Here is a 13,295-nt window from a genome sequence, read left to right on the forward strand (position 1 = left end):
CGAGTGATACAGCGTTTTTTTTAATAGTCGTCATCCTGAATTTATTTCAGGATGACGATGAGCATATAATACGATTGTTAGAAAAGGTATTTAGTACTCAGAAAATTAGAACTGTTACTATCTACTATTTCATTGATCAAATGCTTGTTACTTTCATTTAATTTTGTCGCTACCAATGATCTGATAGAGAAGGAACGTAAGGCATCTACAACTGATAAAGTACCTTCCGCACTATCTTTTCTACCTGTAAACGGAAATACATCCGGTCCACGCTGACATTGACAGTTGATGTTCACTCTGCTTACCTGGTTAACCAAAGGATCAATCAGAGCAGCTACTTCTACATCATCATCGCTAAACACACTAACTTGCTGTCCGTGCGTAGATTCTATTAAATATTGAATAGGCTCTTCCAGATCATCAAATGCAATAACTGGAATTATTGGACCAAATTGCTCTTCAGCATACAGTTTCATGTTTTTGTTAACCGGGTAAACTATTGCCGGATAAACGAAAGATTCAACTGTTTCACCACCATTTTCATTAATCACTTTAGCACCATGCGCTATCGCATCATCAATACATTCTTTAAGATAAGCAGGTTTCTGAGGCTCAGGTAGCGGAGTTAAAGCAACACCATCTTCCCATGGCATACCAAATTTAAGTTTGGCTACAGCAGCAGAAAGTTCTTTCAAAAATACATCAGCAAGACTACGGTGTATAAAGATGATTTTAAGTGCTGTACATCTTTGTCCGTTAAATGATAAGGAGCCCAGCACAGTTTCTTGTACTGCAAGCTTAATATCAGCTTTAGCGGTGATGATAGCAGCATTCTTAGCATCCAAGCCAAGTATAGCACGTAGTCTATTTACTTTAGGATGCAACTTTTTAAGTTCGTTGGCTACTTTACTAGAACCGATTAAGGTCAAAACATTAATCTTACCAGATTTCATCAAATCAGGAATGATCTTATTTCCACGGCCATAAATGGTATTTACCACTCCTTTAGGGAAACAGTCTCTGAAAGCTTCTAATAAAGGATAGTGTAATAAAGTACCGTGCTTAGGTGGTTTAAATAATATCGTATTACCCATGATCAGGGCGGGGATCAGTGTAGTAAAGGTTTCATTTAAAGGGTAATTGAATGGGCCCATACAAAGTACTACTCCAAGTGGCGAACGTCTGATTTGCGCAACAATTCCTTGCTCAATGCTAAACTTAGACGATTGTCTGTCCAGGTCTTTCAAGGCATCAATAGTTGCATAAATATACTCAACAGTACGGTCAAACTCTTTAACAGAATCTGCATAGGATTTGCCTATTTCCCACATCAGCAATTTTACTACAATTGCCTTCTTTTCAATAATCTTATGGGTAAACTGCTCAACACAATGAATGCGATTTGCCACACTCATTGTAGGCCATTCTCCTCTCCCGTTATCATAAGCTGCAACAGCCGCATCAAGCGCTTCGCTAGCCTCCTTTTCACTACATAATGGATAAGTACCGATCACCTTTCGCTTCAAACCGTTCTCGGTTCTAATACAAATTGGCGACAATACTTCATGCACCTCCCCATTCCAGGGCCGCATTTCTCCATTACTTAAGTACTCCCGTTGGTGTACTTCTTCTGCTAATTTAAATTCTTGTGGAATATGGTTCTCTTCCACAAAAATCGCATCAAGCTGATCTTTTAATAACATTTAGGTAATTTAATTTAGGTATAATTTATTGGTTATAAATCCGTAATCGGTCTATATTTGGGTACAAGGGTTTTCATAATTGTCCAGCCAATTAAATAACAAACAGCGCAGATAGAGAAGATGATGAAATAACCTGCTTCTTCACCTTTAAAGCCCATAAATACCATTTGATTTTGACCAGCATAATCAAATAATACACCCGAACCTTTGTTTATGATCATTGCGCCAATTCCACCAGCCATACCGCCGATACCTGTTACAGTTGCAATTGCTTTTTTAGGGAACATATCACCTATTGTCGAGAAAATGTTTGCCGACCATGCCTGATGCGCTGCTCCTGCAATACCAATAATGATAACTGGAATCCAGTAAGTAATATAACCTAAAGGTTGGGCCAATAAAGCTAGTAATGGGAAAAAGGCAAATATCAACATCGATTTCATACGACCAGCATAAGGATTCATCCCTTTCTTCTCTACAAAATAAGTTGGCAACCATCCTCCGATAATCGAAAGCAAGGTTATCGTGTAAAGTATAAACAATGGTAATGCACTTTGTGTAGAATCCATACCATAAACAGAGCTTAGATAAGCAGGCATCCAAAAAAGGAAAAACCACCAAACACCATCGGTCATAAATTTACCTGCCGCAAATGCCCAGGTCTGTTTATATCTGAAACAGTCCTTAAATGACACTTTAGTTGTGGTAACTTCTACGTAATCCACTAGCTTTCTATCTGCAATTATATCTTGCTGGATATAAGCAAGTTCAGCAGCATTAACTTTCGGATGTACTTCAGGTTTTTGGTAAACAAATATCCAAAAGCCCATCCATACAAAACCTAAAGCACCAATAATGATAAACGACATTTCCCAACCATAGGCTGCTGCGATAAAAGGAATAGTTAATGGTGCTGCTAACGCACCTACAGTTGCTCCTGCATTGAAAATACTAGTCGAAAATGCTCTGTCTTTCTTTGGAAAATATTCTGCAGTAGCTTTAATCGCTGCCGGAAAGTTCCCCGCTTCTCCTACTGCCAGTACAAAACGGGCAAAAATAAATAAACTAACACTGGTTGAGATAATTAGCGACGTATCACTAACCTTTCCAATTGCTTCTTTAGCCCCCTCAAAGCCTACAAACCATTCACCTGTAAGGATACCTGATGTTGCTATTCCGCAGAATGCATGAATTACTGCACCAATAGACCATACGCCGATAGCCCATAAAAAACCTTTCTTGGTATCCATACGGTCAACAAAGCGACCTGCAAACAACATAGATACTGCATAAAAAATAGAAAAGAGTGCAGTAATATTACCATAATCATTATTTGTCCAATGAAACTCTGGAGCAATAAACTCTTTCCATGTAAGCGAAAGAACTTGTCGATCCAAATAATTTATCGTGGTAGCAAAAAATAACATCGCGCATATTGTCCACCTGTACTTTCCAATTTTTTCTTGGTTCATTATATCTGGTTTTATTTAAACTTTTGTGTAATTAATAATTTGTTTTTCAGCTCGTAATACCTTAAATGATATCATTTAGGGCCTCAATATATGTAATTCCCCGTAATTACGTGTGTCAAAAATTCTTTACGTATCAAGTATTGCTTTCCTACCAGGGCTCCATTCTCGTTTAAAAAGCCCATGGCGGAAAGCAATTCTACATAATAATTATAAGTAAAAACACTCTTCATTAGAAAATATTTACGCAATCGTTATCGTGGTTGAGCCGTGTTTAATGTTCTTTTGGCCAAGGAGTAAACTATATTATCTTTTCTACAAAAGGCCTCAATGATGTGTAAAATAATTTCATAGATTTAGGCATGCAACTTAAAAACCCATTACCTAAATGTGCTGCAGTATTCCTCATTTGTTTTGCAGCAAATATTTCTGAGAATTATGCTCAGGAAAAAACAGTTTTACTCGATTATTACTACAATCATGAAGTAAAGAAGGATAAATCAGGAAAAGAAAACAGATTCCATTATACCTGGGAAGATCAAACTTTAAACGGTTTTTCTATGCTGGGCGATGAATTTAAAAAAGCCGGATTTCAAACTAAAAGCCTGGATGCAGCCCCTACTTCCGCCAACCTAAAAGGAAGCGATGTTTACATTATTGTTGATCCGGATAACCTTAAAGAAAGTCCTACCCCCAATCTGATTGCGCCAGATCATATCGAAGCCATTGCAGACTGGGTAAAAGCTGGTGGTGTACTGGTGATATTTGCCAACGACAGTTCAAACACAAACCTTGTTCAATTAAACGACTTAACTGGCAAATTTGGAATCACCTTTACCAATAAAAGCAGGAATATGGTTAAAAATGGAAAACTTGAAATTGGAGAGGTTCATGTACCAGCAGGCAATGAAGTATTCCCTACATCCAAAATTTTCTATTTGAAGGAGATTTCTATTCTTAGCCTTAGGCCACCTGCAAAGGCCTTAATTACCGAACAAAATGATGTGATTATCGCTACCGCTAAATATGGTAAAGGGACCGTATTTGCTGTAGGCGACCCATGGTTATACAATGAGTATGTAGATGGTACACGTATACCTGCAACCTACGAGAATTACAACGGTGCAATCGAATTGGTAAAATGGCTGAAAAAGCAAACGCTTTAACAGCCATTTTATAAACCTTACTAATCTGCTAATTCAAGTACCAAATCATCCGTGTTTACCATTGTTCCGGCGTTTAGTGTTATTGATTTTATAACTCCATCTGCAATTGCAGAGATGTTTGATTCCATTTTCATGGCTTCAATCATAAAAAGGGGTTGATTCTTCTTAACCTGATCGCCGGCTTTAACAAATACCTTTGACAACAATCCTTGCAAGGGTGAGCCAATATGGTTTATAATATCCTTATCCACTTTTCGGTTCTCTAGTTTAACAACTTTAACCGATCTGTCCTGAATTTCAATATCTCTGGTTTGCCCATTTAATTTAAAGAATACGGTACGCATCCCATTGTCATCGGCAGGGCCGATAGAAAGTAACCGAACCAATAAAGTTTTTCCCTTTGCAATCTCAATCGTAGTCTCCTCTCCGGGCTTCATTCCATAAAAGAAATACCGCGTCGGAATAACAGAAACATCACCATATAATCTAAAGGTCTTTATGGCATCGGTTGTCACTTTAGGATAAAACTTATAAGCCAGGTACATCGTATAACTTAGGTCGTCCCCAAACTCCTTTTTAAAGGCTTCATATTCCAATTCCAAATTAAGCGGAGCCAGGTGTCTATTCGGACGATCTGTAAAAGGCGTTTTTCCCTTTAATAAAATACGTTGAAGTGCTTCAGGAAAACCACCTTCAGGCTGGCCAATTTCTCCCATAAAGAAGGAAACCACAGACTCAGGGAATGAAAGTTGCTCTCCACGCGTAAATATGTCTTCAGGAGTGATTTGATTGGCGACCATAAACTGAGCCATATCGCCTACCACTTTAGAGCTTGGCGTAACCTTCACAATATCACCAAAAAGCTGATTCACATCCGCATATCGTTGTTTAATCAATTCAAACTGATCTCCCAATCCAAGTGCAATAGCTTGTGGCTTTAAATTAGAATATTGACCACCAGGAATTTCATGCTGATATACCTCGGCGGAACTTGATTTTAGGCCAGATTCAAATGGATAATAATATTCCCTTACTGCTTCCCAGTAGTTGGAATAAGCATTTAATGAGGTTTGATCGTAAGGATTTTCCCGCTCATGGAAGCGCATCATTTCTACTATCGCATTAAAATTAGGTTGCGAAGTAGTACCTGATAACGAACCTAATGCACAATCAATTACATCTACACCAGCTTCAATAGCCATCAGATAAGTAGCTGGCTGCAAGGAAGATGTATCATGAGTATGTAGGTGAATAGGTATCTTAACGGTATCCTTTAAAGCCTCTATCAACAATTTAGCAGCATAAGGCTTAAGCAAACCAGACATATCTTTAACACCCAAAATATGACTACCAGCATTTTCCAGGTCTTTGGCAAGCTTTAAATAATACTCCAGACTATATTTAGTCCGTTTGGGATCTAATATATCTCCGGTATAGCACAATGAACCTTCGGCCAAGCCTTTGGTTTTCTTGCGTACCATTTCAATACAAGGCGCAATGTTCTCCATCCAGTTTAGCGAATCAAATATCCTGAAGATATCGACTCCCTTTTCCCAGCTTTTCTCTACAAATGATTCGATCAGATTATCAGGATAAGCAGCATATCCAACGCCATTGCAACCTCTGATTAACATCTGGATCAATATATTAGGCATAGCCTCACGTAGTTTCTCCAGTCGTCTCCATGGGTCTTCATGTAAAAACCTTAAACACACATCAAAAGTTGCACCGCCCCATGCCTCCATGCTAAAGGTTTGTGGGTGATGCTTGGCGAATCCTTCTGCAACTTTAAGCATATCATAGGTACGCATGCGCGTAGCCAATAAGGATTGATGCGCATCTCTAAACGTAGTATCTGTATAGTGAATCTTCTTTTCAGCTTTAAGCCATTTAGAGAAGTCCTCCGGACCTAATTCCGTTAAAAGATCTTTTGTTCCTTTAGGATATGGGCTATAATGATCTACAGCTGGTACTTCTGGCTTTTCCAGGCGCTTATTTTCGTCTACAAACCTTACGTCGGGGTTTCCATTTACAGATACATCAGCCAGGTAGGTTAAAATCCTTGTTCCTCTATCTAATCGCTTCTTAGATTCAAAAAGCTCGGGATGCTCCTGTATAAAATTAACGGTAGCCTCACCATGGATAAATGTTGGGTGGTTGATTAAATTCTCAAGAAATTGCACATTGTTTTTAACCCCTCTGATTCTAAACTCGCGAAGAGCGCGGTTCATCTTTCTCGAAGCATCTTCTAAAGTAGCACCGCTGGTACTCACTTTTACCAACATCGAATCAAAAAAAGGACTGATCTTCATTCCGGGATAAGTACTGCCCTCATCCAGTCGGATACCAAACCCCGTAGCATTTCTATAGGTAATTAAAGTTCCGTAATCAGGCTTAAATCCATTGGCAGGATCTTCTGTAGTAATGCGACATTGCATCGCAAAACCATTGCACATAATGCTTTCCTGATTCTTTAAACCAATCTCTGGGTCTGAAAGATGATAACCATCAGCCACAAACAGTTGAGTTTTGATCAGGTCAATACCGGTAATCATTTCCGTAACCGTATGCTCAACCTGGATTCTTGGGTTTACCTCAATAAAATAGATATTTTCCTGTTGATCGATTAAAAACTCTACCGTTCCAACATTATTATATTTTACCGCCTGTGCTATTGAAGTAGCGTAATGGTATAGTTTATCTCTGGTTTGCTGCGTTAAATTTAAAGAAGGTGCAACTTCTACAACCTTTTGAAAACGTCGCTGTACAGAACAATCACGTTCATAAAGGTGTAATACCTTGCCATGATTATCCGCTACAATCTGTACCTCAATATGTCTTGGGCGATCAATAAATTTTTCCAGAAATACCGTATCGTCACCAAAAGCATTTTTCGCTTCACTACGGGCTTCAAAAAAGCCCTTTTCTAATTGTTCATCATCCCTTACAATCCGCATACCCCGGCCACCGCCACCTGATGCAGCTTTAATCATCAGTGGATACCCAATTCGTTGCGCTTCGGCGAGTGCAATTTCCAGGGATGTTAAATCCGCTTCGTTGCTCTCTATAATGGGTAATCCGGCCTTTTTGGCAACCGTTTTTGCTGTTACCTTATCGCCAAGGGCCAACATCACATCTGGTCTTGGACCGATAAAAATGATGCCATTTTCAGCACATTTCTTCGCGAATTCTTCATTTTCGGATAAAAAGCCATAGCCTGGATGTATGGCATCCGCTTCACTGTATTTTGCCATTTCAATAATGGCAGTTATATCAAGATAAGGTTTGAGTGGTTCATGGTCTTCACCTATCTGATAAGCTTCGTCGGCTTTATACCGATGCAACGAGTACCTATCCTCATAAGTATAAATCGCGACTGTCTGAATGTTTAATTCGCTACAAGCACGCTCTATGCGAATGGCAATTTCACCCCGGTTGGCAATTAGAACTTTCTTAATATTCATTGGCTTTAGTGTTTTGCCCAAAAATATTACATTACTTTGAAAGCGCCGCATCTAAATGCATTTATTATCAAGGCTTTATAGTGTAAAATATACACTATAAAGCCCTAAAAACGGCATATTAAGCAGGCATTTCTACCATTTCATTAACATCCTTTTCATAATCAATTCCCGCTACATCGAAGCCGAAGAGATTTAAAAAATCTTTTTTATAACCAGCAAGGTCGCCTATAAGCGGTAAAGTCTCTGCTGTGGCTTCTGTCCATAATTGAGCTACCCTTTCTTGAACATCAGTACGCATTTCCCAATCGTCAATACGGATTCTTCCAGCTGCATCAATTGGCGTTTCCTCAGCAGTATACAATCTTTCCGCAAACAAGCGTTGAATCTGTTCAATGCAACCTTCATGAATGCCTTTTTCTTTCATCACCTTATAAAGTAATGAAATGTAAAGTGGAATTACGGGGATGGCAGAACTTGCCTGTGTAACGAGTGCTTTGTTTACAGAAACAAAGGCTTTTCCGTTGATATCTTTTAATTTATCAGTAATGGTAAACGCTGTGGCTTCTAAATGATCTTTAGCCCTACCAATAGTTCCTTTTCTATATACAGCTTCAGTTAATGAAGGACCTATATAAGAATAAGCTACCGTTGTAGCGCCTTCTGCAAGCAAATCGGCAGCTTTCAACGCATCAATCCACAATTCCCAATCTTCACCGCCCATCACAGCAACAGTATTTTCTATTTCTTCCTCATTAGCAGGCGAAATCGAAACCTCTGAAACAACTCCGGTATGAAAATCTACAGTCTTATTCGTAAAAACATTGTCCCCAATCGGTTTTAGTACGGAATTATGTACAACACCAGTTTTAGGGTGCAACCTTTTTGGCGAAGCCAAACTGTAAATAACAAGATCTATCTGACCCAGGTCATTTTTAATCAAATCAAGCGTTTGTTGTTTAATTTCATCTGAAAAAGCATCACCATTGATACTTTTAGCATACAAGCCAGCTTTGTGGGCATGTTTTTCAAATGCAGCACTATTATACCATCCTGGCGAAGCAGGTTTACCAGGTGCAGATGGTTTTTCAAAAAAAACACCAATCGTAGCCGCATCAGCGCCAAAAGCACTCGTGATTCTGGAAGCCAGACCGAATCCTGTAGAAGCACCAATAACCAGCACTTTCTTTGGACCAGCAATGGTTCCTTTGGATTTCACGTAATTAATTTGATTGATTACATTTTGTTCACATCCATCTGGATGCGCTGTAAGGCATATAAACCCACGCATTCTAGGTTCAATAATCATATAGTATTTTTTTAAGTTAGAATATTTTACGATGGCATTCCATCACTTTTTCGAAACAAATTTTTAACCATTTGGTATATTTATCTGGCTCAGCATTTAACTCATCAGCTAAATCTTTCATGGAGACATACCGATAAGCCGACGCTTCGGCAGGATTTAGAACAGGCAGCACATCAGTTATCCCTATATATACATGGTCGTACTCATGCTCTGTAATTCCCGGCATAATTTCGGTGTCATATAAAAAGCTAAAAGCTTTAGAAATATCAGCCTCCATCCCCATCTCTTCCCCTAATCGCCTATTTGCGGCATCCTCAGTTGCCTCCCCTGGTCTAGGGTGACTGCAACAGGTGTTTGTCCATTTGCCAGCAGAATGGTATTTATCTGCAGCACGTTTCTGTAACAGCAACTCCCCTTTTTTATTAAACAAAAAAATTGAAAATGCCCGATGACGCTTACCCTGGATGTGTGCCTCCATTTTCTCCATTACACCTATTTCGTTGTCATTTTCATCAACAAGTATCACACTTTCTTCAGCCTTCATCACCTATTAATCATTTAAAATACTGCAAAATATAACAATTAAAGTACCATTTGATTGTATAATTTCAATAAGGTCTCATTTGCATTGGTACATAAGCCTGCATGTGCCCTGGATGTTTGTAAAACCGTACTTCGGGTAGCTGTTAACCATCGAAATCTAGATGCCATATCCAACTTCCCAATTGTACCGCCCTGTTCGGCACCTTCACAAATCCGCTCAAAAGCACACAAATTGCCTTCCAACACCTCCAGATCCAAATCCTGACAGAACATACTTAATTTTTCCGTATTCAGGTTCATTAAAACCCCCAGAAATTTTTCTTTGGAGCAATACACAACAACGCCCACATTCATAAACTCCTCGCGCTCTACCCTGGGTACAACGCGAATTACGGCATACTCAAATAAGTGCTTCTCTTGCATCTTGTGCTGCTTTTACAAAAATATTTGAATTGTCTAATCTGGTTTCAAGAAAATGAATATAAGCTTGTCTATGCTCTTCCGGACTTTCAAACGAATATTCATCAACCAACCATTCATCAGGTATTAACGCCGCTATTGAGGCAATAAGTGCCGGTGTCAGTATCGCACGAAAAGCTTTGTCTACCGCTTCAAGTTCTGAAGCATAAGGCAACAAAACATGGTCTTTAATCAATATAAAAGGGCGTAACGCTTGTTCCTTCCAATTTTGCCAGGAATGATGAAAGTAAAGAGATGCACCATGGTCTATTAACCAAAGCTCTCTGTGCCAGATCAACATATTTGTATTTCTTGCTGTACGATCCATATTGGTCAGCAAACAATCAAGCCATACGATCTGTGAAGCCAATTTTGAATCCACTACAGTAACCAGTGGGTCAAAAGTAATCGCTCCAGAAAGATAGTGTAAAGCGAGATTGAGGCCCTCACTTGCCCGCAGCAAATCTTGTATCTCTTCATCTGGTTCTATCCTCCCAAATGCCTCATCTAAACTGGCAAATACAATTTCAGGTACCTTCAAACCAAGTGCACGCGCAATTTCGGCACCAAATATCTCTGCAATCAGTGCTTTTGCACCTTGCCCCGCACCTCGAAATTTAAGCACATATAAAAATCCATCATCAGCCTCCGCAATTGCAGGCATCGACCCCCCTTCTCTTAAAGGAGTGACATACCTGGTTACATTAACCGATCGCAATGCCAGCTCTGTATTATTCATAATACGCATTTAATCGTTCTAAAATCAGGCATAAAGATATAGAAACTCTGCAACCTACAGGGTACTGAATGTCTTTTATTCCTTTACAATTAATTACATTTAATATAATTAAGGTTTAGTACGCATGATTAAGATGAAAAGAATTTATGAGCCGGCATCAAAAGATGACGGCTTCCGTATCCTGGTTGATCGACTATGGCCCAGAGGTTTAAAGAAAGAAGATGCTCATATCCAGCTTTGGTTGAAAGAAGTTTCTCCATCTACCGAGCTTCGTAAATGGTTTGATCACCAGCCTCAAAAATGGGAGATCTTTAAAAAAAACTATTTGGAAGAATTGGCGACCAATAAGGGCGTAAAAGAGCTTCTAAAAATAAAGGAAACCCAACCAATTATTACCCTGCTGTATGCTGCGCATGATCAACAGTACAATCACGCTTCTGTATTGCTTGAATTTTTAAAAAGAGAAATTGGCGAAGCTGATTAGGTAAAATTTATCTGAATAATTGCAGGTGGCTTAGGAGTTGATGGTATTTTATCAAAAAAGCGTATATCTTTACGCTCAAATTTTACAATTAAATCTTTTATGGCAAAAGCATCTGAAATTAAAGTAGGAAACATTTTACGTTTTAACGGCGAGCTGGTAACAGTTACGGAAATCTTACATCGTACTCCAGGTAAAGGTGGAGCTTTCTACTTAGGCAAATTTCGTAACATTAAAACAGGGAAAATTGTTGAGGCCCGTTTAGGGACTGACGAGCAGGTTGAAATTTGCCGTGTAGAAACGAGTGATTATCAATATTTATATGAAGAAGGTGATTATTTTGTGGTTATGGATAATGTCACTTTTGATCAATTCAATATTCCTAAATCTCTATTTGGACCTTCAGCTAAGTTCCTAAAAGAAGGTATGGACGTGATCGTTTCTATAGAAAGTGAAGAGCCTATCATGGCACAAGCTCCAAACTTTGTAGAATTGGAAGTTACCTACGCTGAGCCAGCTGTTAAAGGTGACACTTCTTCTGGTGCATTAAAAACTATTACAACAGAAAATGGTATCGAACTAAAAGTACCTTTGTTTGTAAATCAAGGTGATAAAATTAAAGTAGATACACGCACAGGCGAATATGTTGAACGTGTTAAATAAGTAAATAAGACCTTTTGAAGCGGCTCACAGAAATGTGAGCCGCTTTTTTTTGCCCTTTATTTTATCATTGGTAGGTACTTTTCACGATTTTCAATGATTACCCAAATATTAATTGCAAACAATACAAGAGCCATTGGTAAACCCGAAGGAGCTAAAGTAAGGTGTGTTAAAATTATACCTATCATAATAGGAAGGATAATTATTGCACCGAGCGCTCTATATTTAGGGATAATAAAAAGCACGCCACCAACAATTTCTGCAACTGCAATAAGCGGCATCAACCAGCCTATGGTCATAAAGGCAGTCATTACTTTCATCATACCTTCAGGCAAATCTTTAGGTACAGGCATATAATTAAAAAACTTATTCAATCCTGCGTTTATAAACATCAGTCCAAAAAGGAGACTTAGGACAAATAGAATGATCTTCTTCATAGTTTATTAGGTTAGTGTTAATCATATGTAATTTACATAACAATTTTGACATGGATTAGTTCAAAAAATAATAGGCAACAATAATGGTCAAAAACGGAATTTATCTCCAATTGCAAAAACACGTATTTAGCCGCTTAAAAAGGCGTATAAACCTCATTGCGCAACCAAATCATAGTCATTAGCTTTATAATCCATTTTGTAGACTATGAAAAATAAATCAAAAAGCTATGAAGACAAAACCAAATGAAGGGAAACGTCACAATTTTCCGAAAACTAGTGTAAGCGGTAATCCTAGTTACTATTTCCATGCGGATGAAGATTTTAAGGAAGATTGGGAGTGGGGGAAAGAAAAGACTAGCTCATTAAAATCGCTTCCAAGAAAGAAAAAATCAATTTAATATGTAATTAGTGTATTTATCTATGAAAAACATGATTCGTGCAGATTTTACTGATATGGCTATCAGCGCCGCTCCTCCCCTACAATCTTCAAAAAGAATTCTGATTGTTGAAGATGACGAACTTTGTGTAAAGTTACTTGACCGGATTCTTACCCGGATAGGTTATACTGTTCGGGCTTATCGATGTACTGAAAATATACTAATATTGATTGAAAACTTTAAACCGGACCTCGTTTTATTAGATTATAGTTTACCCATTTTAAATGGTGAAATACTTTGTAATCAAATTAAACGATGTGCAAAAACCCGCTTGCTACCAGTAATTATCTGCTCAGCATACAATAACATGTTCTTATCTGTAAGCCGATATGGTTGTGATTCCTTTGTTGGAAAACCATTTAATCCAACTTATTTAGTTCAAAAAATTAAAAACCACTTGCAAAAGGCAGAGATGCGCTTTTGACAAGCGT

Annotated in this window: 13 protein-coding genes; 5 read left to right on the plus strand and 8 right to left on the minus strand. The window is 38.4% G+C overall.

What is annotated here, in order from left to right:
- Window positions 1–77: 77 nt before the first annotated feature.
- Both FBD94_RS23320 and FBD94_RS23325 read right to left on the minus strand, forming a co-directional pair.
- Window positions 78–1,703 (minus strand): NADP-dependent glyceraldehyde-3-phosphate dehydrogenase, encoded by a 1,626-nt coding sequence (locus FBD94_RS23320; RefSeq protein ID WP_136882017.1) that lies wholly within the window; start codon window positions 1,701–1,703, stop codon window positions 78–80.
- 32 nt (window positions 1,704–1,735) lie between these two features.
- Window positions 1,736–3,175 carry an MFS transporter gene (locus FBD94_RS23325; RefSeq protein ID WP_136882018.1) on the minus strand — a complete coding sequence of 480 codons (1,440 nt, stop codon included), beginning with the start codon at window positions 3,173–3,175 and terminating at the stop codon, window positions 1,736–1,738.
- Between the two features lie 359 nt (window positions 3,176–3,534).
- On the opposite strand from FBD94_RS23325, the gene FBD94_RS23330 reads away from it, so the two are divergent.
- A complete protein-coding gene (locus FBD94_RS23330) occupies window positions 3,535–4,338 on the plus strand; it encodes a DUF4350 domain-containing protein (RefSeq protein ID WP_136882019.1) in 804 nt (267 codons plus the stop codon).
- Between the two features lie 20 nt (window positions 4,339–4,358).
- On the opposite strand, the gene FBD94_RS23335 is transcribed toward FBD94_RS23330, so the two are convergent.
- The 5 genes from FBD94_RS23335 to FBD94_RS23355 form a co-directional block, all read right to left on the minus strand.
- A complete protein-coding gene (locus tag FBD94_RS23335; protein WP_136882020.1) occupies window positions 4,359–7,802 on the minus strand; it encodes a pyruvate carboxylase in 3,444 nt (1,147 codons plus the stop codon).
- A gap of 118 nt (window positions 7,803–7,920) precedes the next feature.
- Window positions 7,921–9,108, minus strand: coding sequence for an enoyl-ACP reductase FabV (gene fabV / locus FBD94_RS23340; RefSeq protein ID WP_136882021.1), 1,188 nt, complete (start codon window positions 9,106–9,108; stop codon window positions 7,921–7,923).
- 16 nt (window positions 9,109–9,124) lie between these two features.
- Window positions 9,125–9,652, minus strand: a complete 528-nt coding sequence (idi, locus tag FBD94_RS23345) for an isopentenyl-diphosphate Delta-isomerase (protein ID WP_131610645.1) — start codon at window positions 9,650–9,652, stop codon at window positions 9,125–9,127.
- Between the two features lie 38 nt (window positions 9,653–9,690).
- Window positions 9,691–10,074: a DUF3037 domain-containing protein gene (locus tag FBD94_RS23350; protein ID WP_131610644.1), complete on the minus strand. Its 384-nt coding sequence runs from the start codon at window positions 10,072–10,074 to the stop codon at window positions 9,691–9,693.
- On the minus strand, window positions 10,052–10,849 hold the full coding sequence (locus FBD94_RS23355) for a HipA family kinase (RefSeq protein WP_136882022.1): 798 nt from the start codon (window positions 10,847–10,849) through the stop codon (window positions 10,052–10,054). The genes FBD94_RS23350 and FBD94_RS23355 overlap by 23 nt, the downstream gene beginning before the upstream one ends.
- A 133-nt stretch (window positions 10,850–10,982) precedes the next feature.
- Here FBD94_RS23355 and FBD94_RS23360 point away from each other — a divergent pair, with 133 nt between their 5' ends.
- Together FBD94_RS23360 and efp are read left to right on the plus strand one after the other, a co-directional pair.
- Entirely contained in the window at window positions 10,983–11,333 is a 351-nt protein-coding gene (locus FBD94_RS23360; protein ID WP_235884630.1) for a DUF488 domain-containing protein, read from the plus strand.
- 99 nt (window positions 11,334–11,432) lie between these two features.
- Window positions 11,433–11,993, plus strand: a complete 561-nt coding sequence (gene efp, locus FBD94_RS23365; protein WP_131610641.1) for an elongation factor P — start codon at window positions 11,433–11,435, stop codon at window positions 11,991–11,993.
- A 56-nt stretch (window positions 11,994–12,049) separates the two neighbouring features.
- Here efp and FBD94_RS23370 read toward each other — a convergent pair whose 3' ends face one another.
- Window positions 12,050–12,427 (minus strand): DoxX family membrane protein, encoded by a 378-nt coding sequence (locus FBD94_RS23370; protein WP_136882024.1) that lies wholly within the window; start codon window positions 12,425–12,427, stop codon window positions 12,050–12,052.
- Between the two features lie 227 nt (window positions 12,428–12,654).
- On the opposite strand from FBD94_RS23370, the gene FBD94_RS26035 reads away from it, so the two are divergent.
- Window positions 12,655–12,825 carry a hypothetical protein gene (locus FBD94_RS26035; protein WP_169472390.1) on the plus strand — a complete coding sequence of 57 codons (171 nt, stop codon included), beginning with the start codon at window positions 12,655–12,657 and terminating at the stop codon, window positions 12,823–12,825.
- A gap of 22 nt (window positions 12,826–12,847) precedes the next feature.
- A complete protein-coding gene (locus FBD94_RS23375; RefSeq protein ID WP_136882025.1) occupies window positions 12,848–13,288 on the plus strand; it encodes a response regulator in 441 nt (146 codons plus the stop codon).
- Window positions 13,289–13,295 lie beyond the last annotated feature (7 nt).

The sequence above is a fragment of the Pedobacter hiemivivus genome (assembly GCF_005144565.1).
Lineage (GTDB): Bacteria > Bacteroidota > Bacteroidia > Sphingobacteriales > Sphingobacteriaceae > Pedobacter > Pedobacter hiemivivus.

Excerpts from the sequence above, each read along its gene's own strand:
- FBD94_RS23320 (WP_136882017.1), bottom strand. The coding sequence starts at position 1,703 with ATGTTATTAAAAGATCAGCTTGATGCGATTTTTGTGGAAGAGAACCAT.
- FBD94_RS23325 (WP_136882018.1), bottom strand. The coding sequence starts at position 3,175 with ATGAACCAAGAAAAAATTGGAAAGTACAGGTGGACAATATGCGCGATG.
- FBD94_RS23330 (WP_136882019.1), top strand. The coding sequence starts at position 3,535 with ATGCAACTTAAAAACCCATTACCTAAATGTGCTGCAGTATTCCTCATT.
- FBD94_RS23335 (WP_136882020.1), bottom strand. The coding sequence starts at position 7,802 with ATGAATATTAAGAAAGTTCTAATTGCCAACCGGGGTGAAATTGCCATT.
- fabV (WP_136882021.1), bottom strand. The coding sequence starts at position 9,108 with ATGATTATTGAACCTAGAATGCGTGGGTTTATATGCCTTACAGCGCAT.
- idi (WP_131610645.1), bottom strand. The coding sequence starts at position 9,652 with ATGAAGGCTGAAGAAAGTGTGATACTTGTTGATGAAAATGACAACGAA.
- FBD94_RS23350 (WP_131610644.1), bottom strand. The coding sequence starts at position 10,074 with ATGCAAGAGAAGCACTTATTTGAGTATGCCGTAATTCGCGTTGTACCC.
- FBD94_RS23355 (WP_136882022.1), bottom strand. The coding sequence starts at position 10,849 with ATGAATAATACAGAGCTGGCATTGCGATCGGTTAATGTAACCAGGTAT.
- FBD94_RS23360 (WP_235884630.1), top strand. The coding sequence starts at position 10,983 with ATGAAAAGAATTTATGAGCCGGCATCAAAAGATGACGGCTTCCGTATC.
- efp (WP_131610641.1), top strand. The coding sequence starts at position 11,433 with ATGGCAAAAGCATCTGAAATTAAAGTAGGAAACATTTTACGTTTTAAC.
- FBD94_RS23370 (WP_136882024.1), bottom strand. The coding sequence starts at position 12,427 with ATGAAGAAGATCATTCTATTTGTCCTAAGTCTCCTTTTTGGACTGATG.
- FBD94_RS26035 (WP_169472390.1), top strand. The coding sequence starts at position 12,655 with ATGAAGACAAAACCAAATGAAGGGAAACGTCACAATTTTCCGAAAACT.
- FBD94_RS23375 (WP_136882025.1), top strand. The coding sequence starts at position 12,848 with ATGAAAAACATGATTCGTGCAGATTTTACTGATATGGCTATCAGCGCC.